Source organism: Myxococcales bacterium (assembly GCA_022184915.1).
Classification (GTDB): domain Bacteria; phylum Myxococcota_A; class Polyangia; order Fen-1088; family Fen-1088; genus JAGTJU01.
The window spans coordinates 1,789,788-1,812,598 of the sequence record JAGTJU010000001.1; the positions used below are offsets into that span (position 1 = coordinate 1,789,788).

At 66.4% G+C, this 22,811-nt stretch carries 23 protein-coding genes and 1 tRNA gene; 17 read left to right on the plus strand and 7 right to left on the minus strand.

Features of this window, described 5'->3' with window-relative positions:
- Positions 1–73 precede the first annotated feature (73 nt).
- A tRNA-Met gene (locus KA712_07395) sits at positions 74–147 on the minus strand.
- 239 nt (positions 148–386) lie between these two features.
- Between KA712_07395 and KA712_07400 the strand changes: the two genes are divergently transcribed.
- Positions 387–887, plus strand: coding sequence for a DoxX family protein (locus KA712_07400; protein ID MCG5052770.1), 501 nt, complete (start codon positions 387–389; stop codon positions 885–887).
- Here the strand turns inward: KA712_07400 and KA712_07405 are convergent.
- Genes KA712_07405 through KA712_07430 form a run of 6 tightly spaced genes read right to left on the minus strand, consistent with a single transcriptional unit; the run spans position 865 to position 7,055 of the window.
- Positions 865–3,237 (minus strand): Ig-like domain-containing protein, encoded by a 2,373-nt coding sequence (locus KA712_07405; protein MCG5052771.1) that lies wholly within the window; start codon positions 3,235–3,237, stop codon positions 865–867. The two genes, KA712_07400 and KA712_07405, sit on opposite strands and share 23 nt — an antisense overlap.
- A complete protein-coding gene (locus KA712_07410) occupies positions 3,234–3,656 on the minus strand; it encodes a hypothetical protein (GenBank protein MCG5052772.1) in 423 nt (140 codons plus the stop codon). Before KA712_07410 ends, KA712_07405 begins: the two co-directional genes overlap by 4 nt.
- Entirely contained in the window at positions 3,646–5,868 is a 2,223-nt protein-coding gene (locus KA712_07415) for a hypothetical protein (protein ID MCG5052773.1), read from the minus strand. Before KA712_07415 ends, KA712_07410 begins: the two co-directional genes overlap by 11 nt.
- Positions 5,855–6,220, minus strand: coding sequence for a hypothetical protein (locus KA712_07420; protein MCG5052774.1), 366 nt, complete (start codon positions 6,218–6,220; stop codon positions 5,855–5,857). Before KA712_07420 ends, KA712_07415 begins: the two co-directional genes overlap by 14 nt.
- Complete coding sequence (locus KA712_07425) at positions 6,217–6,420, minus strand: hypothetical protein (GenBank protein MCG5052775.1); 204 nt, start codon at positions 6,418–6,420, stop codon at positions 6,217–6,219. The genes KA712_07420 and KA712_07425 overlap by 4 nt, the downstream gene beginning before the upstream one ends.
- Positions 6,417–7,055 carry a NapC/NirT family cytochrome c gene (locus tag KA712_07430; protein MCG5052776.1) on the minus strand — a complete coding sequence of 213 codons (639 nt, stop codon included), beginning with the start codon at positions 7,053–7,055 and terminating at the stop codon, positions 6,417–6,419. The genes KA712_07425 and KA712_07430 overlap by 4 nt, the downstream gene beginning before the upstream one ends.
- A gap of 18 nt (positions 7,056–7,073) precedes the next feature.
- Here KA712_07430 and KA712_07435 point away from each other — a divergent pair, with 18 nt between their 5' ends.
- The 16 genes from KA712_07435 (at position 7,074) to KA712_07510 (ending at position 22,762) form a co-directional block, all read left to right on the plus strand.
- Positions 7,074–7,211: a gamma-glutamylcyclotransferase gene (locus KA712_07435; GenBank protein MCG5052777.1), complete on the plus strand. Its 138-nt coding sequence runs from the start codon at positions 7,074–7,076 to the stop codon at positions 7,209–7,211.
- Positions 7,205–7,477, plus strand: coding sequence for a gamma-glutamylcyclotransferase (locus KA712_07440; protein ID MCG5052778.1), 273 nt, complete (start codon positions 7,205–7,207; stop codon positions 7,475–7,477). The genes KA712_07435 and KA712_07440 overlap by 7 nt, the downstream gene beginning before the upstream one ends.
- Positions 7,478–7,559: 82 nt before the next feature.
- Positions 7,560–7,874 (plus strand): (2Fe-2S)-binding protein, encoded by a 315-nt coding sequence (locus KA712_07445; GenBank protein ID MCG5052779.1) that lies wholly within the window; start codon positions 7,560–7,562, stop codon positions 7,872–7,874.
- A 121-nt stretch (positions 7,875–7,995) separates the two neighbouring features.
- Positions 7,996–9,033: a Gfo/Idh/MocA family oxidoreductase gene (locus KA712_07450; protein ID MCG5052780.1), complete on the plus strand. Its 1,038-nt coding sequence runs from the start codon at positions 7,996–7,998 to the stop codon at positions 9,031–9,033.
- A 70-nt stretch (positions 9,034–9,103) separates the two neighbouring features.
- Positions 9,104–10,405: a ribulose-bisphosphate carboxylase large subunit family protein gene (locus tag KA712_07455; GenBank protein ID MCG5052781.1), complete on the plus strand. Its 1,302-nt coding sequence runs from the start codon at positions 9,104–9,106 to the stop codon at positions 10,403–10,405.
- 23 nt (positions 10,406–10,428) lie between these two features.
- Positions 10,429–11,823, plus strand: coding sequence for a four-carbon acid sugar kinase family protein (locus KA712_07460; GenBank protein ID MCG5052782.1), 1,395 nt, complete (start codon positions 10,429–10,431; stop codon positions 11,821–11,823).
- Positions 11,824–11,867: 44 nt separating this feature from the next.
- Positions 11,868–12,719: a semialdehyde dehydrogenase gene (locus KA712_07465; GenBank protein MCG5052783.1), complete on the plus strand. Its 852-nt coding sequence runs from the start codon at positions 11,868–11,870 to the stop codon at positions 12,717–12,719.
- 6 nt (positions 12,720–12,725) lie between these two features.
- Positions 12,726–13,808 (plus strand): sugar ABC transporter substrate-binding protein, encoded by a 1,083-nt coding sequence (locus KA712_07470; protein MCG5052784.1) that lies wholly within the window; start codon positions 12,726–12,728, stop codon positions 13,806–13,808.
- Positions 13,809–13,866: 58 nt separating this feature from the next.
- Positions 13,867–14,901, plus strand: a complete 1,035-nt coding sequence (locus KA712_07475; protein MCG5052785.1) for an ABC transporter permease — start codon at positions 13,867–13,869, stop codon at positions 14,899–14,901.
- A gap of 16 nt (positions 14,902–14,917) precedes the next feature.
- Positions 14,918–16,474: a sugar ABC transporter ATP-binding protein gene (locus KA712_07480; GenBank protein MCG5052786.1), complete on the plus strand. Its 1,557-nt coding sequence runs from the start codon at positions 14,918–14,920 to the stop codon at positions 16,472–16,474.
- Positions 16,471–17,499 (plus strand): ABC transporter permease, encoded by a 1,029-nt coding sequence (locus KA712_07485; GenBank protein MCG5052787.1) that lies wholly within the window; start codon positions 16,471–16,473, stop codon positions 17,497–17,499. Before KA712_07480 ends, KA712_07485 begins: the two co-directional genes overlap by 4 nt.
- Before the next feature lie 70 nt (positions 17,500–17,569).
- Positions 17,570–18,424, plus strand: a complete 855-nt coding sequence (locus KA712_07490) for a hypothetical protein (GenBank protein MCG5052788.1) — start codon at positions 17,570–17,572, stop codon at positions 18,422–18,424.
- Positions 18,425–18,534: 110 nt separating this feature from the next.
- On the plus strand, positions 18,535–19,089 hold the full coding sequence (locus KA712_07495) for a sigma-70 family RNA polymerase sigma factor (protein MCG5052789.1): 555 nt from the start codon (positions 18,535–18,537) through the stop codon (positions 19,087–19,089).
- A gap of 83 nt (positions 19,090–19,172) precedes the next feature.
- Positions 19,173–20,135 carry a hypothetical protein gene (locus KA712_07500; protein MCG5052790.1) on the plus strand — a complete coding sequence of 321 codons (963 nt, stop codon included), beginning with the start codon at positions 19,173–19,175 and terminating at the stop codon, positions 20,133–20,135.
- 205 nt (positions 20,136–20,340) lie between these two features.
- Positions 20,341–21,681: a hypothetical protein gene (locus tag KA712_07505; protein ID MCG5052791.1), complete on the plus strand. Its 1,341-nt coding sequence runs from the start codon at positions 20,341–20,343 to the stop codon at positions 21,679–21,681.
- 13 nt (positions 21,682–21,694) lie between these two features.
- The gene (locus KA712_07510; protein MCG5052792.1) at positions 21,695–22,762 is read left to right on the plus strand and encodes a hypothetical protein; all 1,068 of its coding nucleotides are present in this window, start codon (positions 21,695–21,697) and stop codon (positions 22,760–22,762) included.
- The last annotated feature ends 49 nt before the right edge of the window (positions 22,763–22,811 follow it).

The following is a 22,811-nucleotide window of genomic DNA, read 5'->3' on the forward strand; positions in this document are numbered from 1 at the left end:
ATCGCGGGGGACTGCCGCCGCGTGGCCCAAAAAACAAAACCGCGGCGCTCAACGTGAACGCCGCGGTCTTTTGTAGCGGGGGCCAGATTTGAACTGACGACCTTCGGGTTATGAGCCCGACGAGCTACCAGGCTGCTCCACCCCGCATCAGGAGTCTCTTTGGCTTGCGCCGCCGAGGTGTCGGTATTTAGGCCATCGGGAACGTCGGGTCAAGGGCTTTGTGGGAGGAAAATTAACCGAGGCGAAACGGGGCTCGCACACAGGAGAAATCGAGCTGTCACCCGTTACCGAATGCCGAAGTTCGCGAATACCCCCCTGTTCGCCTCCGCCCCACGGCATGACCCGGGAGCGGCGCATGTTGTCCCCCACCGAAGAAGGATTTCCCCATGAACGCGCTCGCCCAGACCTATCGAAAGGCACTTCATCTGCTTCGACGTGCCGAACCCCTCGGCCCGCTTGCCGTGAGGCTCTGTCTCGGTGTGCTTTTCGCCCAGTCCGGGTGGGGCAAGCTCCACAACCTCGCGGGCGTGACGAGCTTCTTCGAGAGCCTGGGTATCCCGGCGCCGGGCCTGCAGGCGGCGTTCGTGGGCGTGGTCGAGCTCGTGGGAGGCGGAGCCCTGGTGCTGGGGCTCGCCACGCGCCTCGCGTCGCTCCTTCTCTCTGGCACGATGGTGGTTGCCATCGCCACCGCCCAGTGGAAAGAGTTCGAGGGCCTGGCGGGCTTTTTGACCCTTGCCGAAACCGTGTACCTGGCAGGGCTCGTGTGGTTGCTGGTGTCCGGCGCCGGCGCGCTGGCGCTCGACGCGCTCATCGTGCGCTGGAGCGCCCTGCGGGGCCCCGCAGGCAGCGAGGCCCCCGCCCGCGCTATGGCCGCGAAAGCCCAGTAACGTTACCGCCCACGTCCTCGATGCTGTCGTAAAGCAGCTGGCCCATGTAGCTGAAGTTGTGCGCCCACACGCCGGGCTCCACATGGTGGAGCTGGTAGTTGTAGGCGGCCTTCAGCAGGGCGGGCGACCAGGGCTTGTAGCCGTTGGCCGAGGTCGTCTCGGCAGGCTCACAGCTTCCGTTTCCGTTCGTGTCGATGAACCAGTAGGGGAACGCGTTGGTGCCGTAGCAGATCTTCGGGGTTGCAGCGGCTTGCATCGCGGCCAGGAGCTGCGCGGCCAGGCCCTCAAGCTCAGCCCGCAGTGTCTCTTTGGCGTTGCCGTCGCCGTCGTAGTCGCCGAGGTGGGTGAGCCGAATGTTCTCGGCCTTGCCGAGCGCATCGGCGTGACAGTTGCGACAGCGGGCCTCGAACGCGTCCTCGACGAGGAAGCTGTGCTGGCTCGCGATCGGATCGTGGCAGCTCGTGCACTGGACCCCGCCCATGTGTGTGAGCGGCCCCGCGTACGCTTTGCCCTCGTATTCATAGCCCCCCTTGACCTCGCTGCCCAGCTTCGTGGCTGCGGCGGGCAGGTAGTGGGGGTTGATGAAGCGCGGGCTGCTGGTCTTGAGCGTGGCATCGACCGCGGGCTTGGCTGCGCGGCCGCTGTGGCAGCCGGAACAGAGGTTATCGTTGCCCGGATCTTTGCGCACCACGCCGCTCGGGTACGTGACCGAAGCCACTTCGAGCACGTCCCAGGTGCTGCCGAAGCTGGTGTGACAAGCCGAACATTCGAGCCCATTGGCCGTCTCCTGCACCTGCTTGCCCACGCCGTACTGGGTGAAAAAGCGGAAGCCCTCGGCACCGCCATGGCAGCGGGAACAGCTGGCCGTTACTTCGTCGTTTTCGTCCCAGTTGCGGGCGGCTTCGCTCGACCCGTTGAAGTGGCCGAGGTCGTTGCGGACGGACTTGCTCATGTCGATCTTCAGCACGATGGCGCCGTTGAGATCCTGAACGCTATCGTGCATGAGCTCGATGATGTACTTCGCGTTGTGAGCAAAGGCCCCAGGATCTTGGGACGCCATTTGGTAGTTGTAGGCCGCCTTGAGCAAACGCGGCGTCCAGGCCTTGAAGCCGTTTGCGGGGCTTGCTTCGTCTGCCCCACAAAGCCCATCGTTGTTCGTGTCCTTGAACCAGTAGGGGTAGCTAGCCGCCTGGTAGCAGGTGGGCACCGTCTTTTCCCGCGCGTAAGCCTGGATGGCGGCCAGAAGCTTGTCGCGCAAGCCGAAGAGCTCGGAGGCCAGACCCTCGGCCACGTTGCCGTCACCGTCATAGTCGCGACCCTGGGACGAGTACATCCGAATGGCCTGAACGCCGGCCAGATCCTTGGCCTCCGCGTGGCATTGCACGCATTCGTTGTATTTGATCTCGAGCGCGTGCGCATCGTGGCATCCGATGCAGGTGTCGTAGCCCTCTACATGGCGGAAGCGTACGTCGTAGGCTTGGCCTTCGTACTGAAACCCTCCCTTGGCCACGCCCGCATAGAGCGTGGCGGCGGCGGGGTAGTAGTGGATGTTCAAAAAGCCGAGCTTGTCGCTCACTGTGTCTTCGGTGGCCAGGTTCGCCTTCGCGATCGCCGCTTGCACGTCTTGCCCTGAAGCACGCCCTTGATGGCAAGTCATGCAACGCGCTTCGGGTCCGAGCCCGCTCACCGTGACGCCGGAGGGGAATGTCACCTGGGTCAGTTGGTCTGCCGCCTCGTTGTGGCAGGTCTTGCAGGTCACGACCGACATGATGGGCGCGGGCTTGTCGACCTGAAACGGTACGGTGCCATCGCCGCCGATGTAATCGATGAAGCCTTCACTGCTGTGGCAGCGCGCGCAGGAGGACGGAACGGCGCCGTCGGCGTTCCAGTGCACGAAGGCTTCAGCCGTGACGTCGGCGTGCGCCGAGGTTTTCCACTTGTCGAAGTAGGGGACGGCGCTGGTATCGGGGGCAACCGGCTCGACCGTGGGCGCCACCACGACCACGGGGTGTGTGGCGGTCGCGCCGCTCGGCACGCCCGTCACGGTGATCAGGGCTTCGCCGGGCGCCACACCCGTCACGATCCCCTGGGGAATGACCGCCGCGATGGCCGGGTTGCTGCTGGTGAAGGTGTAGCCCGTGTCAGCGGCGTTCTCGGTGGAGGCCGAAAGCGTGATCGCTCCGGCCACCAGGACCTGGTGCGGCCCCTGGGTCACCACCAGGGGCAGTTTTTCCTTCTCCAATTCGGCACAAGCCGGGGAGAGTGCCATCACCAACACCACCATCAGCGCTTGGACCCGGGGGCCCGCGTGCTTCATCATCTTCGTCACTTCGGTTGCCCTGAGGATCACGGTTTTGCTCCTTCTTGAATCCATGCGACGACGAGGCTGACTTCGGTAGACCCGGAGGCCCACACCATGCCGCCTCCGTGCCCACGCCCGAGCGCTTTCGTCACGAGCCGACTGGCTGTGGGGTCGTTTTGGTTGACGTAGGGTAGGCTCGCCGCCAGATCGGCGCTGGCCGTCCCGGTGTAAAGCAAGGTGGTGTTCGCGGCCTGTCCCCCCGAGGAATGACAACCGGCGCACCCCTCGGTCAGTAGGGGGAGGATGTCCGTCTCGAAGGACGCCGCCGCGCGGCCGCCCTCCGTCGCCGCGGCGTCTGGCGCGGCCGGCGCCTCGGGAAGGGGGGCGTCGTCGCCGCGCTCGAAATCGGCGCATCCGCCCATGACCACGAGCAGGGTCCAAAGAGTTGATCGGAGTTTAAAATTCATAGGCCACCACGAAGCGGAAGAAGTCGTCGCGGACTTCGTTTGCCTTCTCCATTTGCCAAAACTGGAACGCGCCCACCGTCAAACCGTGGGTGCGCCATACGAGACCCACGTTGTGGGTAGAGCCATCCGCCTCGGTGAACCGGGTGTCGTCTTGAATGAAGCCGCGGCGGTTGTTGAACGTGCGCAGACCCTGTCTGTATTGAAAGTAGAGGGTGTCGCTCAAGTAAAACCGCGCCACGTAGTAGCTGGCGAAATGGTAGTAGTCGCTTCCGGCGCCGCCGCCCGAGACGTCGGCACGGAGGAAGCCGAGGCCGAACGTGAACCGCTCGAGCACGGGCACACCTCGCCAACGCCAGGTGTTCAGGTCGAGGGCTTGCATGACCAACGTGCGGTCGTACCCGAGCCGGTTGCCGAGCAACGAGTAGTGTCCGTTCAAGGCGCGCCACGAGACACTGGCCCGGAGCCCGAAGGCGGGCTGAGCGTCGTCGGTGGGGGAAAAGTCGTTCTGCAGATTCAAGATGCCCTCTTGCTGCCGCAGCCCGTAGCCGCGCACGGCGTAGAGGTCGGCCATGACGGCAACCTCCTTCACCGTCGCCGTGTACTGAAGCCCGAAGCCGTGCTGGGTGAAGACCACGGGCAGCACACGCTGGTCGAAGCCTTGGAGCCCGCCGTAGCTTTGGTGAAAGAGAGGCTCGGCGCCGAAGGGCACCAGCAGCTTGCCCATCTTGAGCCTCAGGCCCCAGCTGGCCTCCCGGGGCGAAAGCCTGAACGCGGCTTCCCAGAAGAGCAGATCAACGAGCTCCACCGTGAAGGAGACCGGATCGGGGCCATCGCCCCGACTCAGGAAGAGGAAGTGGTGGTAGTTCTGAAAGGCGCTGTTGCCCGAGGAGAATGGGTGGTTGCTCGTCGCCCGGCGCTCGAAGTTCATGTCGAAGCGCCCGTTGAGGCGCATGCCGAGCGGCAAGCCCACGCCCCCGTGGACACCGTGAGGCCCGTGATGGGGCCCGCCGGCGTGGGCGGGTGCGGCAGGGCTCGTCGCAAGTGGTGGCGGCAGATCGGCGGGGGGGGCGGACGGAAGCGGTCCCAAAGGTGCTTCGCTCAGGGTGGGCGCGGCTTCGGGGGGCGCGGCAGTGAAAGGCCCCTGGGCTCCGGCTGCGATCCATCCCGCCAAGGCTCGGTAGCCGTCACTGGCTTTGGAAAGGACGGGGGGATGCGCGGCGCCCGCGGCCTTGTCCAGCAGAAGGCTGCGTTCGGGATGCCCCGGTTCGACCAGCGCGCGGGCCGTGGCGTAGTCTCGTTCTTCGTTGCCGGTCAGGCGAAGCCTGGTGCCAGCCGCGAACCCGCCCGGCCCATGGCACGAAGCGCAGCTCTTCTGCAGATGAGCATGCACGGTCACGCTGTAGGCCACGCCTTCGGGTTTGGCCGCTTCGGCGGGGGGCGCATCGGGTTTGGGAGCCACGAGGTCGGTGACCGCCTGCTCTTCGGTGCCAAGCGGCGTTGCTTCGGGTGCCGCTTCGCCTTCGGCTTCGGCCTCAGGAGGAAGATGGGGTGCGGACGAGTCCCGTGGTTTACGGGGACGGCGCTTCGCCGGCTCCGAAGGGGACGGGACCGCGGGGGCGGGCACACGCGCGGCCTGCTCGTCGCTGGCGGGCGCGCCTGCGGTGATCCAGGCGATGAGACGACGGATCTCGGGCGAGGACGCCTTCGCGATTGCCCCGCCCCCATGGTTCTTCCCGGTGGCTTCCTGGACGAGTGCGCTGCGCGCGGGATTTTCGTTGTTCACGAGACCGGCGACGGCGACGTGATCACGTGCGGCCGCTCCGGAGAGCACCAGCTTCGTTGTCCCCGCGGGGCCGCCGGCTTGATGGCACGCCTTGCACGACTTCAGCAACCAGGGGTGAATCTGGCGCCGGAACGAAGGCACCTGCGGTTTTGTCGCGGTGCCGGGCTCCGCAGGGGCTTGCGCCGACGCGGGGAGGGGAGAAGGGGTGTCTTGGGCCGAGGGGCTTGGCTGCGGTGCCTCGGATGACTCTGCTTCTTCTGTCGGCTGGGGCTTGGGAGGGCTCTTCGCCTTGTCGAGGCCGAGCTTGTCGAGGAGTTCGTCGCGCTTGCGCTCCACCTTGCCTTGCGCGAAAGCAGGTGTGCCCATAGCCGCCAGCGCGGTCATGCTGAGGGTGACGAGCAGCGACTTCATACGCTCACTCGGGGACATGGCATGCCTCGCATTTGAGTGAGGTGACGGCCTGGGCGGCCTTTCCGTCATGGCACGCACCGCAGGCGCGTCCCTGGTTCATGTCTTCGTGGGTGAAGGCGAGGGGCATTTGGGGGAAGAGGGAGGGGTGGCACACGTAACACTGAAATTGGTTGTGCCCGCGGTGGGAAAAGAGGGCGCTCGGCTGGGGCGTGCCCGGGGGATGTGGTTTGGCTTTCGGGATGCGCAGGGTGGCCGGGAGCGCAAACGCCAACAAGGCTCCCCCCGCGACCCCGACAAGAACGATCCCGCCCTTGACCGCACGGACGCGCAACGCACCCGCAGCCCGTGGGCCCGCAAGTCTTCGTCTCATACCGCCCCCTTCTCCTTCAGATCGCGCCACACCACCGACAAAAAGATTGCCGCGCCCGCCAACACGAGAGGTACCCCTAAAGATACCGCCACGACGAAGGTGATGGGGGTCCAGTAGACCAGGGCACCCAATTGCAGCAGCAGGCCGGCCCCCGTCAAGCCCAACCCTCTGCGAACCCGTCGTTCTTTGCTGATGCTCATGTTCCCGTCTTCGCTTGCCAGAAGTCGTTCGCCCTGACCGCGTCCATGTCGTGCGCCACGTTGTGGCAGCGGAGGCACGACATCTCGTTCGACAGGATGGGTTTCATCACCGGCTGGTGAGGCTCCGATTCGACGAAATGACGACTGTCCTCGTGACAGTGGAGGCAGTTGGAGTTCGGATAGGGCTGGTAAAGCGCGAACGTCTTGGGAACGGTTCCGAAGTAGTGCACCCACACGTGACGAAGGCCGTTGAGTTTCGCGTGCACGTCACCGAAGAGAGCGTAGTCTTTGTGGCAGTCGTAACAGACGCGGTCGCGATCGATCAGGCGGTTTTGGTAGTGCACGGCCGCCAGCGCCCGGGGGTTGTCCACGAAGAGGCTCTTGCCGTGGTCCTGCATTTCGTGACAATCGAGGCAGAAGCGGGTCCGGCTGGACTCGTTGATTCCCACCGCGACGGAGCCCGTGGTCACCATCACGGGCAGGATCACGCCGCCCGCGAGCAGCGCCAGCTTGCCCCAGTGGGCCTGAAGAAACGACGGGACGCCGATGAATAAAAACACCGCCAAACCCAACGCCAACGCCAGCGCCCCGATTACGATCGTCTGTGCCATGAGAAGCCCCGGCGGGCGCGTCATGCAAAGGACTTGCCACCCGTGAGGCCGCTCTTTGTCTATGGCTCGCTCATGCGAGGCGAGTCGAATGCGCACATGTTGCGCGGCGCCCACTTCCTGGGCGAAAACTTGTCGGGCTCGGGATACGCGCTCGTGGACCTCGGGCCCCCGGCATGGTAGCTGCCAGGGGCGCGGGCCGAGTGGCGGGAGAGCTCTATGCGGTCGAGTCCTTGCTCTTGGCGAAGCTCGACGCTTTCGAGGAGCATCCGCACGTGTATCGACGCAGCTTCATCCAAACGCTGGCAGGGGACGTGGTGCAGGCTTATCTCTTGCGACCTGAGCAGGCGCGGGGGCTGCCGGTGATGGCCTCCGGCTGTTGGCGCCGGCGAGACGAAGCAGGCGAGAGGCACCGAGCGGTGGACCTGCCGGGAGGGCACAAGCCGTGAGCCGAGCGAGCCTGTGCGACAGCAGGCCCCCTCTCTCCTAGACGGAGGCAGGTTTGGCCGGTAGCTTCGACAGCCTCGCCACATGCCTCGTCTCACGTTCCTTCCTCTCAACCTCGTCGTCGACTGCTCCGAGGGTGAGAGTGTCTTTGACGCTGGGCGCAGGGCGGGCGTTCCTATCAGCACCGCCTGCGTGGGCCGGGGCACCTGCGGCCTGTGTCGTGTGCGTGTGCGGGAGGGCGAGGCCAACCTGACGGCGTTCACAGAGACCGAGAGCCGTCATCTTGGCAACGTCTACTTCCTGACGAAGGAGAGACTGTCCTGCCAAACCCGGGTGCTGGGCGACGCCGCCGTCGAGACGCGGTTGGCGGAGGCCCGGCCCCCAGGGAAGAGCCGCTGAAAGGGCGGTACGGGCGGGAGCGCGTCCGCCGCGGTGAAACCCTGTGTTGCAATGTGTGATTTTTTGTTATACCGAAGCCGTGGCGACGTGGCCACGTGCGTGACGCATCAGGACACACGGCATGAGCACCTTACGATTCGCGACCTTCGGTGCGGGGTTCTGGGCCCCGTTCCAGTTGGCGGCGTGGCGAGAACTTCCGGACAACACGTGCGTGGCCCTGTGCAACCCCACGCGCGCCAAGGCCGAGGCGCTCGCGAAGCGATTGGAGATCCCGAACGTATACGCTGATCCCGCCGAGCTGCTCGCCCGCGAGCGGCTGGATTTCGTCGACATCGTCAGCGCGGTGCCAAGCCACTACCCGCTGGTCGACCTTGCCCTCGACCACGGCATGGCCGTCATCTGTCAAAAACCCATGACCGAGACCCTCGAGCAGGCGGAGACTTTGGTCCGCAAGGCCAAGCGGGCCGGTGTGCCCTTTTTCGTGCACGAGAACTTTCGTTGGCAAGCGCCCCTCCGTGCTCTTGCCGGGCTGCTGAACGCCGGGGCAATCGGAACACCGTTTCGCAGCCGCATCGACTTCATCTCGGGCTTTCCGGTCTTCGATAACCAGCCCGCCCTCAAGTCGATGGATCCCTTCATCCTGATGGATATCGGCACGCACATTCTCGACGTGGCCCGCTTTTTGTTCGGCGAGGCCGAGCGGCTCTATTGCCAGACCCAACGCATCCACACCGACATCGCCGGCGAGGACGTGGCCACGGTGACCTTGAGCATGACGTCCGGCGCGACCGTGGTCTGTCACATGGCGTATGCCGGTACGCCGGTCGAACGAGAGGCGTTTCCGCAGCCGCTCGTGTTCGTGGAGGGGACGAAGGGTTCGGTGGAGCTCGCGCCTGATTGTACGCTCCGATTGACCACCAAAGAGGGCACGAAGCTCACCCGGCATCCGCCTCCGCGCTACCCCTGGGCCGACCCTGCGTACGCCGTGGTTCTTTCCAGCATCGTGCCGTGCAACGAGAACCTGCTCGGCGCCTTGACGGGCCGGGGGCAGGCGGAGACCACCGGAGAAGACAACTTGGAAACTCTGCGGCTGGTGTTTGCCGCCGTCGATTCGGCTCACCGACGTGAGGCGCTTCGCCTCGCGGCCGGGCGGGCATAACCCGGGCTCCCCAGCAGGGGCTTGCCTGCACCCATAGAAAATGCGCTGCTCGCGGCGAAGGCCATTCTTCATGTCAGAACCTCGCATAGAAGCCACCTACCTCATCGAAACTCCGCAGCCGCTCGAAAAAGCCGTGCAGGTCATGGCGGGCGAGCAGTCGACCGGCACGTTCATTCGCGTCCCGGGTGAGACGGACGAGCTGCGTGAGAAGCACGCCGCGCGTGTCGTGTCGCTCGAAGAGCTCGAGCCCGCGCCCGGGCCGAGCCTTCCGGGCTCGAAGGCACCTTCGGGATCAGGCGGGCCTCCGGTCTACCGCCGTGCCCGCGTGGTGCTCTCGTTCCCGCTGTCGAACATGGGGCCCTCGCTGCCGAACCTGGTGGCCACGGTGATGGGTAACCTTTTCGAGCTCAGCCCCTTTTCGGGCCTGAAGCTGCTCGATCTGGATCTGCCGCCCGCCTTCGCCGAGGCGTACCCGGGACCTCAATTCGGCGTGCCTGGAACGCGCAAGCTCGCCGGCGTCCAGAACCGGCCAATCATTGGCACGATCATCAAACCCAGCGTGGGGCTCACGCCGGCTGCCACGGCGGACACGGTGCGCATCCTGGCCGAGGCCGGCTTGGACTTCATCAAGGATGACGAGCTGCAGGCCAACGGTCCGCACTCGCCCTTCGACGAACGAGTCAAGGCCGTCATGAGGGTCATCAACGAGCACGCCGACCGTACCGGCAAAAAGGTGATGTACGCCTTCAACTTGACCGACGAGGTCGATGAGATGCGCCGGCACCACGACACCGTGGTGGCCGCGGGGGGCACCTGTGTGATGCTCAGCATGAACAGCGTGGGGCTTCCCGCGCTGGCACATCTGCGCCGGCATACCGCCCTGCCGATCCACGGACACCGCAACGGTTGGGGTATGTTGACCCGCTCGCCTGCCTTGGGCATGGAGTACAGCGCCTACCAAAAGCTCTATCGCCTGGCCGGCGTGGATCACCTTCACTGCAACGGTCTTCGGAACAAGTTCTGGGAGCCCGACGAGTCGGTGCTCAGAAGCGCCCGGGGCTGTCTCACCGGTATGTTTGGCAGCAAGGCGTTCATGGATTACGGGCCTTCAGGCTACACCGTGATGCCCGTGCTCTCGTCAGCGCAGTGGGCCGGCCAGGCGCCCGATACGTACGCGGCGCTGGGGACCACGGATGTGATGTACGTCTGTGGAGGCGGGATCTTCGCTCACCCGGGCGGCATCGCGGCGGGAGTCGTCAGCGTGCAGCAAGGTTGGGAGGCCGCGATTCAAGGCATCTCCCTGGAAGACTACGCAAAAACGCACGTCGAGCTCGCGCAGGCGCTGAAGCTCTACGCGGTCGCCGGTGCCTGAGACCTCCTGACGCTCACTCAGCCATGTCGGACACGTCCAACCTGCTGCTCACGTTCTTTGGTGACGACAACACCGGGTCGACGGACTCGATGGAAGCGCTCGCCTTGGCAGGTGTGAGTACGGTGCTCTTCCTCGACCCGCCCACGCCCCGAGATCTTGCGCACTTCCCGGGCGTGCAGGCCGTGGGCGTGGCAGGCATGACGCGGGCGCTGCCGCCCGACGAGATGGAAAGCGTACTCGAACCCGCGTTTCGAGCCCTTCGCGCCCTGGGCGCGCCGTTGTGTCACTACAAGGTTTGCTCGACCTTCGACTCGGCGCCGCACGTGGGTAGCATCGGACGCGCCATCGACGTTGGCATGCGGGTGTTTCAGGCAGAGAGGGTGCCGCTCCTGGTGGGGGCGCCTGCCTTGCGTCGCTACACGCTTTTCGGCACTCACTTTGCCACCGTCGGGCAAGAGACCTTTCGGCTCGATCGTCACCCCACCATGAGCCGTCACCCGGTCACGCCCATGAACGAAGCCGATCTTCGTCGGCACCTTCGCGCACAAAGCACGAAGAGCGTGGCGTCGTTCGATATCCTCGCCCTCGAGGGCTCCTGGCAGGAGGTCCAGGAACGCTTCGACGCGTGGCAGGCGGGTGAGCGTGCCGACGTGGTGCTGTTCGACGTGCTCGACGACGCGCGCCTCGCGACGGCGGGCCAGCTGATCTGGCGGGAAGCCCATCGGGGCAACGCCTTCGTGGTGGGATCTTCGGGCGTGGAGTATGCGCTGGTGTTGGCCCTGCGGCAGGCGGGGCTCGTGCCCGAGACCCCGCGTGAGCGGACCTCTCTTGGCAAGGAGCGCCAGGTGCTGGTCGTCTCGGGGAGTTGCTCTCCGGTGACTCAGGCCCAGATCGATCGTGCCCTCGCCGAGGGCAGCGGCTTCGAGGGTCTCGACGTGGGCGCGGCCTCGTTGCTCGACAGGGCAAACTCCGAGGCTGCCCGTGAGCTCGCGGTGCGGGGAGCCCTTGCGATCCTGGAAAGAGGAGCTTCGCCGCTTCTCTACTCGGCACGGGGGCCCGAGGACGAACGCATCGGCCGGGCCGAGGCCGTGTGGAGAGCGTCGCACGGCGGCGGGGGTGGGCCCGGCCGGGCCCTCGGTGAGCAGCTCGGCCTGATCGTCCGTGCGGTGCTGGAGCGCTGGAACGCTCACTCGCGCCGGTTACGTCGGGTGATCGTGGCCGGGGGCGATACGTCCGGCCACGGGGCACGGCGGCTGGGTGTAGAGGCCCTCACGATCGTGGGCCCCACGGCGCCCGGTTCGCCGCTGTGCCGGGCTCATGCTTCGGATCCCCTGATCGACGGTCTCGACCTGCTGTTCAAGGGAGGCCAGGTGGGCCGCACCGACTTTTTCGAGGCCGTGCGCGACGGCGCATTCTGAGAACGAATCATGCGCCCACGACGGGGCGACAAGGAGCGAGACCAATGAGCACCGAGACGCTGACAATTGCCCTCATGGGCGCGGGTGGAAAGATGGGTTGTCGGATCGTCGACAATCTCAAGAATCACGGCTACGACATGAAGTACGTCGAGGTGAGTGAGCGAGGGGTGGCGAATCTTGCCCAGCGGGGTCTCGTCGCAACCCCTGAAAAAGAGGCGCTGCGCGTGGCCGATGTGGTGATCCTTGCCATCCCCGACGTGCTCATCGAGCGGCTCTCGCCGGTGGTGGCAGAGGGCATGAAACCCGGCGCCCTGCTGATGGCCCTGGATCCCGCGGCGCCCTGCGCAGGCAAGCTGAAGATGCGCAGCGACTGCAGCTACTTTGCTGCTCATCCTTGCCATCCGCCTGTCTTCAACGACGAGACCGATCCAGAAGCGCGTCGCGACTTCTTCGGGGGCATCAAGGCCAAGCAGAACGTGGTCTGCGCGCTGATTCAAGGGCCTGAAGCTCACTACGCTCTGGGCGAAAAGATCGCCCGTGAGATGTATGCGCCCGTCATGGAGAGTTTCCGTGTGACGATAGAGCAGATGGCCATCCTCGAGCCGGCACTCTCCGAAACGAGCGCGGCCACTTTGGTGGTGGCGATGAAGGAAGCCATGGACGAGGCGATAAAGCGCGGTGTTCCTGCGGACGCCGCACGGGCCTTCCTCATGGGGCACATCAACATCGAGCTGGCGATCGTGTTCGGCGAGATCAGCGCGCCCTTCTCTGACGCCGCCAAGAAGGCCATCGAGAACGCCAAGAAGGTGATCTTCAAGGAAGACTGGAAGGAACAGGTCTTCAATCCCGACAATATTCGAAAGTCGGTCGACGAGATCACGACGCCTGACAAGTAAGCCGTCATGGCTCACCACTCGCTCCCCGGTTGTGTGCGTCGTCCCTCTAAGCGAGGAGATACGCGTGCGTCTGCGCGCTGGGGGCTGTGGCTCGTCAGCGCTTGGGCCCTGCTCGTGCTCACCGGGGTGTGCGGCTGCCGAAAAAAGGACGATCGGCTCACCGTGGGCGTGGCCTTCGAGACCTTGCAGACCGAATACTGGGTGGCCAGCTTCGAGATCATGAAGGCCGAGCTCGAGCGACGAAACATTCGCATGCTCGAGGCGATCGCCGACGGAGACGCCAACCGCCAGCTCGAGCAAGTCAAGACCTTCGTTGCGCGGAGGGTAGACGGGATCATCATCGCTCCCAAGGACGCCCACACGGTGATCCCCATGGTCAAGGCGGCCAACCGTGCCGGCATACCGGTGGTGCTGTACAACCGCCCGCCCGCGCCCAGCAAGGCCAAGTCGATCACGGTGGGCGTGGACAATTTCAGCATCACACGCGACACGGTCCTGCACATGTGCGAGCTGGCGCGTCAGGTGAAGCCCCCGGAAGGCAAGCGCAAGCACGAGGCGCTCCTGGTGATGGGCGACCTCGGAGACTTCAACGCCATCGGGCGACGAGACGGCTTTCTGAGCGCCGTCGAGGCTTGCCACGACAGGGTGGAGGTGGTGAGCCGCGTGCCCTCTGAGTGGAATCAGGAAAAGGCGCTGGCCGGGGTGACCAACGGTTTGCAAGCCCACCCGAACATCAGCTTCGTCTTCACCTCGTCGGATTTTCTCTTGCCCTCGGTCATGTCGGCGTTGAAGGCCGCTGGCAAATGGGAAAAGGTAGGCTCTGACCACCATGTCATCCTCGGCGCCTTCGATGGAGACGCCACGGCCTACGCGCTCTTGAGGGCTGGCTACCTCGACGTCGACGGCGTACAAGACGTATTCTACCAAAGTCAGTTGGTCGTAGACGCCCTGCTGGGCGCGCGCGCCGGCCGAGCCGTCGCGCCCGTCGTGCTCGATCCGGGGCTCGTGGTTCACCAGGGGAACTTGGGCACCTTGGGGCCCCGCATGTGGGGCGCGGCCGTATCGAAAGTGGTCAAGCCCTCGAGTTGAGCTTTCCCCGAGGAAGGCTCCTCGGAAGTGTTTCGCGTGCGTGTAAGGAGTGTGAGTGATGCCCGCATACTCAAATGGTCCGCTTCTGGTGCCTGCGACGGCGGCGCCGCCCGCCAACGAAGGTACGGGCGCGCGCCCGCGAAGGCCCTCGGGCCTTGGCTCGGCAGGTTTAGTGTTGATGCTGGCGGTCCTCTATTTCGTTCTGTTGTTGCCCGTGGCGCCCGATCTGGCGAACATCGAGAACCTCAAGCTGATCCTGTCGAATATGCTTCCTTTGCTCGCAGTCACGCTCGGACAGACCTTCGTCTTGATCACGAAGGGGATCGACCTATCCGTGACCGCGATTATCGCCGCCGCCTCGGTGGCGGGTGCTGCCGTCATGGCCCTGCCGGGGTGGACAGGCGCGGCGGCGCTCCTTGTCGGCTCCCTGGTGATGGTGGGCCTGGGTGCCGCCGTGGGTTTGATCAACGGACTGGCGGTTACGAAGCTCACCATGCCGCCCTTCATGGTCACGTTGTCGACGATGATGGCTCTGTCGGGTGCCGCCGTCTTCGGCACGCGAGGCACTGGCATCTATGGCCTTCCCGCGGTGCTGGCCGTGTTGTCGCAGGAGGAGCTGGGTGGTGTGCCTTACGCCGCTCTGCTAGTCGTGCCGCTTGGCGTTTTCGCCCACGTCCTCCTGTTTCGAACGCTTCTTGGGCGTTGGCTCTTCGCCGTGGGCCGAAACCCGAAGACGGCCCGCGTCTCGGGTGTGCCTGTGCACAGGACGATCGTCTTGGCGTACGTCCTGTGTGGAGGCTTCACCGCCGTGGGTGCCTTGCTCTACACGGGGCGGCTCGAGACGGGCTCACCGGTGCTGGGCCAACGCATCTTTCTCGACGTCGTCGGCGCGGCCGTGATGGGAGGCGTGAGCCTGTTTGGGGGGAAGGGCAGCGTGGCGGGCGTGCTGTGTGGCGTATTGTTCATCACGCTCATCGACAACAGCCTCGACATCCTTGGCTTCTCCAGCTTCGCCGTGCTCATGACGAAGGGCGTGGTCATTCTCATGGCGGCGGTTCTCGATGCAACGCGCGCGCGACGCGTGGCCGCGTAGGTTCAACGGAGCGGCCATGACGGGACCCCTCGAAAGTCACGCGGGTGAGAGCTTGGTTCTGCAGTGCCAGGACGTCACCAAGAGTTACTTCGGCGTCCGTGTGCTGGCGGGTGTCAGCTTCTCGCTCGCGCCGGGCCGTGCTCTCGGCCTGATCGGTGAGAACGGCGCAGGGAAGTCGACCCTGATGAACATCCTCGGGGGCGTCACGCAGCCCGATGGGGGCCGCCTGAGCGTGTGCGGGACCCCGTATGTGCCCAAGAGCCCCACGGAGGCGCGGGCCCACGGGATCGCGTTCATCCACCAAGAATTGAACTTGTTCCCGAATTTGTCGATCGCCGAGAACATCTTTCTCACGGGGTTTCCTCACGCGAAGCGGGTGCCGCCCTGGGCACGCCTTTTGGCGCCTATCGACCGAAGGCGGAACGCGGCGCTGACGCGGACTTTGCTGGCGTCCGTCGATCTCGACGTGTCGCCCGATGCGCGGGTCGACACGCTTTGTCCTGGCGAGCGGCAGCTGGTGGAGATCGCCAAGGCCCTGGCCTTCGACGCCCGCATCGTCATCTTCGACGAGCCCACCACGTCGCTGACCGCCAGGGAATGTGAGCGGCTCTTCGGCCTCATCGAAAGACTCAAGCGGGAGGGGCGCTCCGTGATTTTCATTTCGCATGCGCTCGAGGACGTGAGGCGGCTATGCGAGGACGTCGTGGTGTTGAGAGACGGTGAGGTGGTGGGGCAGGGCCCACGCGAGGCGTACCCGCTCGATCGGATGGTGTCGCTGATGGTGGGGCGGAAACTGGAGCAGCTCTTTCCGCACCGCGGGACGACGCCCACGGACGAGCCGGTGTTGGAGGTGAAGGACCTGGCACAACCGGGTGTCGTCGACGGCATCAGCTTTACCCTCCGCCGGGGAGAGGTGTTGGGGATCGCCGGCTTGATGGGGGCAGGACGCTCGGAGCTGGCACGCATTCTGTTCGGCCTGGAACCCGCCGCCCTGGGGCAGGTCGTTCTGTCCGGAGCGCCCTTCGGCCACCGCAGTCCCGCGGCCTGCATTGCGCGCGGCATGGGCTTCCTCACGGAGAACCGCCGTGATGAGGGACTTCTCATGGACGCTGACGTGCGCGAGAACGTCAGCTTGGCTGCTCTTCCGCGCTTTTCGGCGCGTGCGGGGCTTCTGGACGGAGCCGCGCTTGCCGCAGAGGTGGATGCGATTGCGCTCGCGGTGGGGATTCCGGCAAGCAAGCTAGAGGGAGCAGCCGTGAAGACCCTTTCGGGCGGCAATCAACAAAAGGTCGTCTTGGCAAAGTGGTTGCTCACCGAGCCCGATGTGTTCATCCTGGACGAGCCGACCCGTGGCGTCGACGTGGGAGCGAAGAGCGAGATCTACGCACTCATCAATCACCTGGTGGGTCGGGGTGCGGGGGTGCTGATGATTTCGTCGGAGCTCGAGGAGCTCATCGGGATGTGCGATCGGATCGTGGTCATGCACAAGGGCACGGTCACCGGCGAGTTTCGTAAAGAGTCTTTTCAGCGTGAGGAGATCTTGCGTCAGGCCTTCGGCGGAGGGCTCTCGTGACCGCGCCCCCTGCCTTTCCCACGCAGGCCCTCGGAGGACGAACTCGTCTCCGCAACGTTCTGCTCAACCACGCCTCCCTCGTGCTTCTTGGGCTCGTGTTTACGGTCTTTGGTGTGCTTGCGCCGCGCTTCTTTGCTTTCGAGAACCTGGAGAACATCCTGGTTCAGTCCTCGGTCTTGCTCATGGGGGCGGTGGGCATGACCTTCGTTCTTCTGGCTGCACAGATTGATCTGTCCGTGGGGTCGATGATGTTCCTGGCTGCGGTTCCCGCGGGCAAGCTCGTCCTTGGCGGGCATTCAGCAGGGGTGGCACTGGGGGCGGCTGTGGGGGTGGCGCTCGTCTACGGGCTGCTCAACGCGCTGGTGGTCGTGAAGCTTCGGGTGGCGGCCTTCATCGTCACGCTGGCAACGCTCTACATCGGGCGGGGTCTCGGGCTTTACATCACGCAGACCCGAGCGATGAATCTCCCGGAGTCGTTGCTGGCCGTGGGTACCACGCGGGTGGTGGGGCTGCCGCTCCCCCTCGTCGCGGCGCTCGTCGTCGTGGCCCTCGGGCACTACACGCTGTCCTCGACGCCCTATGGGCGGCAACTCTATGCCGTAGGGCAAGACGCCGAGGGCGCGCGCAAGGCAGGGTTACCCGTGCAGCGGATACGCGCCTCCGTGTTCCTCGTGAGCGCTGTGTGCGCGGGGCTGGCGGGCTTCGTGACGATCGCGCGGGTGGGAGTGGTCTCGCCCACCATGGGGAGCCAGCGCGAGCTGGCCATGATTGCTGCCGCCGTCCTGGGCGGTACGAGCCTGTTTGGCGGACGCGGCCAGGTGTTTCCAGGCACCGTCGTTGGTGCGCTTCTCATTCAGACCGTCGAAACCGGTCTCGTGATCCTCAACGTCGACCCTTATCTGTACCCTCTGTTCACGGCCGGCATCATCTTCGTGGCCGTGGCGATCGACAGCCTTCGCAACCTCGAGCGAGCGAAGCAAAGTCTCCGCAAGATCCGCCCCTTGGGGCTCCCAAAGCCGCGGTGAGGTCATGTCAGCGGACACCTGCCCCTACTTGCGGTTGGCTGGTGGCAGCGATTCGGCGTATGTGTGAGGGATGCGGGGGCTTCTCGACGCGGTGCTTGCCACGTGGGCCCTGGTCGTGGCGGGTGATGCCGATTGCCCGACGGCCGCGGAAGTGGCACGTCGCGCCCAGGCCCTGGGTGTGGACACGACGTCGGTCGGCGCTCAGGAAGGGCGGGTCGATGTGCAGAGGCTCGCGGACCAGGTGGTGCTCAGGTTGACCGGTCCAGGCGGCGAGGTGATCGCCGAGCGGCCGCTGCCGGGCAACGCGGCCTGCGGCGACCTGGCGGCCGCGGCGGCGGTGGTGGTGGCCTCCTGGGAAGGCGAGCTGCGCGCTTCGGGCGCCCTGTGGCTTCCCGAAAGACCCCCTCCGCCCCCATCCGTGAAGCCGCGCTCTCGCTACGGATTGGGCGTCGCGGGCTTGGTCGTGCCCGGGCCGTGGGCCCCGGCCGGGCGCCTCGAACTCGAGCGGGCACCCTCGCTCTCGGGTTGGGTGTGGCGGCTGGGTGTGCAGGGGGTGGGCCCCCGCCGTTTTGCCCTGGGCCTCGGCGAGGCGCGATGGTGGCGCGTGGGCGTGGGCGGGGCGGTGGGGTTTCGTTGGGGCGCGCGGGCGCTCGCGGTGGAGCCCGAACTCGAAGCCGGGGTGTCCCGCCTGGCCCTGCGAGGCGAGGGGCAGCCCGTCGACATTGCGAGCACCGCGTGGGACCCTTACGCCCGGTGGGGGGCACGCCTCGGCCTTCGGCTGCGGGCGTTTCAGCCGTGGGTCGGCCTTTTTCTGACCGTCCATCCCGTGAGGAGGACCTTGAGTTTGCGCAACTCGGACGCCGAGCGAGAGCTTCCGACACTCGAAATATTTACCGGCCTGGGGGTCACCGCTTGGCTACCCTGAAACATTCGCAGGGTCCCGCGCCACACAAGGGGAGTACGAAGGGTGTGACGAAAGACAGGTCTGATGCATGCGCGTGCGCTTCCCGACAGGGCGATGCCCCAATGGCTCCGATGCCTGAGGTGTGTCTCGACGACCTGTTCCGCCTGCACGCCGACCAGGTGGCACGCTGGGCGTCTCGCCTCTGCGGCCCCGGAGTCGAGGTCGACGACGTGGTGCAGGAGGTCTTCATGATCGCGCACCGCAAGCGGAAGGAGTTCCGGGGCGACTCCCGCCCGAGCACCTGGCTCTACGGGATCACCCAAAACGTGGTCCGGCACCGCCGCCGCAACGAGAGGGTGCGACGCTTTTTTCTGGGCGAGGTCGAACGCGATACACAGCCGGCCCGTCCCACGCCAGTGGAAGAGTTCGAGAGGCGAGAAGCGAGCCGCGCGGTGTACCGGGCCCTGGACGCGCTTCCGGAGAAGTACCGTGAAGTGTTCGTGCTCTTCGAGATCGAAGGGCTTTCCGGCGCCGAGATCTGTGAACTGACAGGACGCAATGCCTCTACGATTCGTGTGCACTTGATGAGGGCACGGGAGCAGTTCTTCAAGCGGCTCGGGGCGCTTGGCTACGACAACCTTCGCGGAGACCCTGGCGTCGCAAATCGAGAAGGGGTGTCGTCGTGAGAGGTGTTCACTCGACAGGACCATCAGACGAGCTGTTGGGCCCACGCCTGTCGGAAAGCAGGACCGGCGCTGGGCCCCCTCACGTGGAGCGGATGGCGCAGCGGCTGCTCGGGCACATGGCTCCCGCCTTGGCGCTCACGCCGGCAAGCCGGATGCGCGTTGCCGTGGCCCTGCGCGCCGCGCAACACAGGTCCGGCTCCCGGTGGCGCGGGCTGCGCTTTGGGGTCGCCTGGTGGGCGCTTGCGAGCGTGGGGGTTACCAGCTTCGCGGTGGGGGCCACGGCGGTACACCGGGTTTGGCAGGCCCACACCGATGGTGCGCTTGCCTTGGTGCCGCAACCGACGCCTGTGCGGAGGCGAGTCGTGCAAGCCCCGCCCCCTCCCGAGGTCGTCGCAATCCCGGCAGAAATCCACATGGGGCAAGCGCTTCCGGAGCCACCGTTGGAAGTCACCGTCTCGGTGGCTGCGCCGCGCCGCTCGGCAGTCCGACCTTCGGTCCGCGCGCCCGAGACCGCGGCCGCACCGCCCCCTGCGCCCGCCGTGGCCGTGTCGCCCTCGGCCCTGCTCGAGGAGTCCCAACGGCTCGAGGTGGCGCTTCGACACTTGCGTCAGGGACGGGACGGGGAAAAGGCGCTCGCAGCGCTCGATGACTACGGACGCCGCTTTCCCCATGGGGCTCTCGGTCAGGAAGCGGCGCGGGCGCGTGTCGAGGCGCTCCTCAGCCTCGGCCGGAGTCACGAGGCCTTGCAGCGGCTCGAGAGCGTTCACTTGGGCCCGGCGCAAAAAGACCTCGAGCTCCAGGTGCTGAGGGGTGAGCTTCGGGGTAAGGCCCGTCGTTGCAAAGAAGCCATGCAGGATTTCAGCGTGGTTCTGGCGCGGGTCCGCGGCGGGCCCATGGCCGAGCGGGCTCTGTTCGGCCGCGCTTCCTGCCACCTGGCAACTCAGGATCACGCCGCCGCTCGAGACGACCTGCGGGCCTACAGCCAGCGGTTTCCGAAGGGGCGCTTCGCGTCCGAGGTGGCGCGCGGGCTGGCGGCCCTCGAGTGATCGTGCCCCGCGGGAAGGCCCGCCGCACGAGGCGCGTGCCGCAAGCGCTCAACGGGCTATGCTGCTGGCCGTGCGGCGCTCACTTTTGAGCCGATGGCCACCGGGGGCATGGGTGTCTTCGCCCGGGCGGACCGGTCTGCGCTCCCTCGCCGTGGTCGGGGGCGTCTTCGCAACGGCCCTTTGCGGGTGCCAAGCTTCGCATGTGGTGGGGGACGTCACCCCGCCGGCTCGCTGCCCGCCGTTTAGGGCGGGGGTCGATCTGCCCCTCTGTACAGCGAGCTATCTGGGTGGGCAGAGCTCGGACCTCGGCGCTGTCGCGTTCGCGGCCGACGGCGCGCTCGTGGTGGGCACAGCCACGGCCCCGGGCTCGCTTCCGCAGGCTCCCCCGAAGCAACCGGGCCCGGGGACCGGCAACGGGGCCCTCCATCGCTTCGATGGCAGCGGCCACCGGCTGCTTTCGACCCTGCAGATGGGCGATGGCATCCGGGATCTCGACGTGGCGCCCACCGGGGCCATCGTCGTGGTGGGCGAGCCCTTCGGGGTGGCCCTCGTGTCCCGCGACGGTCTGAGCGTCGTGTGGACCGCCGCGTTTGCGGCCGATCGCGTGGCCATCGCTCCCTCGGGCGCCGTGGCCGCACTGGCCACCGCGACGGGCACCGTGCGTATCTTCGGGCCCGACGGCAGTTTGCGGGGCGAGTTCGCGACGCGGCTTCCGCCTGGCCAGGGCGATGTGGCCATCGGGGACAGCCCCGAGGCCGTGTTCGTGGTGGGGGCGCGCCCCGCGGGCACGCCTTCGGTGCCGGTGCTCGACGCTCATCGGCTGGATGGCAGCGTGCTGTGGCAGGCGTACGGTTTTACCGGGGAAGCCTTGGCGGCGAATAACCTGGGCGCCAGCAGCACGGGCATCGCCGTGGTTTTCGGGCGCGACGGCAAGCTCTACTACCTGGGGGAAAGCCAGGGCGGCAACACGGTTCACGGGCGCGAGCCGGGTGACCTGGGCAAGCCTGCGCCCGTGGTCGGAAGCGGGGATCGTTACCTCACCCCGTTCAACACGTCCCGCTTCGTGGGCTTTGTGGGCCGCTTCCGCGCGGCAGACGGCACACTCGAGGCCGGCCAGTTCCTGGTGCCTCGCGAGCCGGGTGACTCGGGCAACCCCGCAGGCGTCGACTTGCGCCCGCGGGCGTTGGCGGTGGATGCCGAGGGGCGGGTGTTGGTGGGAGGGACGCAAGCGTGCTGTGGCCCCGAGGGCACGCAAAAGCTCCTGGCTGGTCAGTCGGTCGCGCCTGCCGCCGAGGGCGTGGACGGGGTCGCGATCTTGCTTGCACCCGATCTGGCTCGCACCGAGGTGTGGACCACCTTTGGTACCGGTGGGGGCTCGGCGGCCGTGGCGGTGGCCCTGGGGCCGCAACGAGCTGCACTCTTGGCGCTCCAGACCCTGGCGCAACAGCAAGCCGCGCCTTTGGTGACACACGAGGCCCTTGCGCCAGGGCCTGCGGGCACGCCTTGGGCCACCTATTTTTCAGTCTGGCCCACGCCCTCGCGGTAGGGTGGGCACCTGCATGACGGTTGCCTGCTTCGGAATGGGCCTGCACGCCTTCCGCGCCCGGGGGCAACGGGGCGCACGGCGCGGGTGGCGAGCGCTCACCCTGGCAGTGTGCCTGCTCTTCCTGCTCTTCCTGCTCTTGGGGGGGTGCCGCGCGCGCCCTTCACCGCCCGCGGAGCCTCTCTCTGCGATTCTGCCTGCGTCCGCCCAAACACTTTTGTCCTTCGACGTGCAGGCGATCCGCCGCTCGCCCCTGTGGCAGGCGGTGTCGCTGGCGATGCAGCGTCGCGCGGCTCACGCACAGCTCTTCGCGGAGGTGAGGGCACGTACGGGCTTCGACCCTCTCGAAGACCTGCAGCGGGTGGTGGTGGCGTTTCCGGAAGCGGCTCGGCGTTCGGGCGAGTTTGCTCTCGTCCTCGTCGCCGACCACGCGGACGAACGGCGTCTCGTGGCGTATGCCCGGGACGAAGCGAGCACCCGAGGTCAGGACATTCGCCAGGAGGAACATGCGGGCCGCCGGCTGTGGGTCGAGCAGGGCCCTCCGCGCCGTGCGGGGTTCTTTCTCGATCGTCGCACGTTCGTGCTGGGGGGGGGCGGCTGGGGCCACCTGATGGCCGAGACCGCTTCGTCCGCGGGTGAGCCCAGGGACGGCCCCGCAGGTTCAGGCGAGCTATGGAATCTCTTTCACAAGCTGCCTCGGGCCTCGGCGGTGCGCGCAGTCGCCGTGGTGCCCGGGTCGACGCGCACCCAATTGGCTGCGGACAGCCGTTTGCGAGCCGCCTCGTCCATTGCACGCCTGGCGTTGTCTCTCGCGCTGGATACAGGCGTCGAGGCGCACCTGCGGATCGAAACCTCCTCGCGCGAGGCTGCGCAAGCGCTGGGTGGTCAGGTGGAGCGCTTCATGCGCGACGCGCGCCAGAGCCCGCAGGTGTTGCTGGCGGGCGTGGGACCCTGGCTCGAGCAGGTGGACATCGAGGCCGAAGGCCCGACGCTGCACTTGTCCCTGCGCTTGACCGTGGCCCAGACCCAAACGCTCTCCGAACGCATAGCGGTCTTGGTGCGCCACCTGGCGTCCCCGCCCTGAGCTGCGTGCTCACCCGGTCTCGGGTCCGCGTGTGGCTTTCCGGCGCGTG

Bases quoted from the DNA above. Each gene is read 5' to 3' on its own strand.
- KA712_07400 (MCG5052770.1), top strand. From the start codon at position 387: ATGAACGCGCTCGCCCAGACCTATCGAAAGGCACTTCATCTGCTTCGA.
- KA712_07410 (MCG5052772.1), bottom strand. From the start codon at position 3,656: ATGAATTTTAAACTCCGATCAACTCTTTGGACCCTGCTCGTGGTCATG.
- KA712_07415 (MCG5052773.1), bottom strand. From the start codon at position 5,868: ATGTCCCCGAGTGAGCGTATGAAGTCGCTGCTCGTCACCCTCAGCATG.
- KA712_07420 (MCG5052774.1), bottom strand. From the start codon at position 6,220: ATGAGACGAAGACTTGCGGGCCCACGGGCTGCGGGTGCGTTGCGCGTC.
- KA712_07425 (MCG5052775.1), bottom strand. From the start codon at position 6,420: ATGAGCATCAGCAAAGAACGACGGGTTCGCAGAGGGTTGGGCTTGACG.
- KA712_07430 (MCG5052776.1), bottom strand. From the start codon at position 7,055: ATGACGCGCCCGCCGGGGCTTCTCATGGCACAGACGATCGTAATCGGG.
- KA712_07440 (MCG5052778.1), top strand. From the start codon at position 7,205: ATGGTAGCTGCCAGGGGCGCGGGCCGAGTGGCGGGAGAGCTCTATGCG.
- KA712_07445 (MCG5052779.1), top strand. From the start codon at position 7,560: ATGCCTCGTCTCACGTTCCTTCCTCTCAACCTCGTCGTCGACTGCTCC.
- KA712_07450 (MCG5052780.1), top strand. From the start codon at position 7,996: ATGAGCACCTTACGATTCGCGACCTTCGGTGCGGGGTTCTGGGCCCCG.
- KA712_07455 (MCG5052781.1), top strand. From the start codon at position 9,104: ATGTCAGAACCTCGCATAGAAGCCACCTACCTCATCGAAACTCCGCAG.
- KA712_07460 (MCG5052782.1), top strand. From the start codon at position 10,429: ATGTCGGACACGTCCAACCTGCTGCTCACGTTCTTTGGTGACGACAAC.
- KA712_07465 (MCG5052783.1), top strand. From the start codon at position 11,868: ATGAGCACCGAGACGCTGACAATTGCCCTCATGGGCGCGGGTGGAAAG.
- KA712_07470 (MCG5052784.1), top strand. From the start codon at position 12,726: ATGGCTCACCACTCGCTCCCCGGTTGTGTGCGTCGTCCCTCTAAGCGA.
- KA712_07475 (MCG5052785.1), top strand. From the start codon at position 13,867: ATGCCCGCATACTCAAATGGTCCGCTTCTGGTGCCTGCGACGGCGGCG.
- KA712_07480 (MCG5052786.1), top strand. From the start codon at position 14,918: ATGACGGGACCCCTCGAAAGTCACGCGGGTGAGAGCTTGGTTCTGCAG.
- KA712_07490 (MCG5052788.1), top strand. From the start codon at position 17,570: ATGCGGGGGCTTCTCGACGCGGTGCTTGCCACGTGGGCCCTGGTCGTG.
- KA712_07495 (MCG5052789.1), top strand. From the start codon at position 18,535: ATGCCTGAGGTGTGTCTCGACGACCTGTTCCGCCTGCACGCCGACCAG.
- KA712_07510 (MCG5052792.1), top strand. From the start codon at position 21,695: ATGACGGTTGCCTGCTTCGGAATGGGCCTGCACGCCTTCCGCGCCCGG.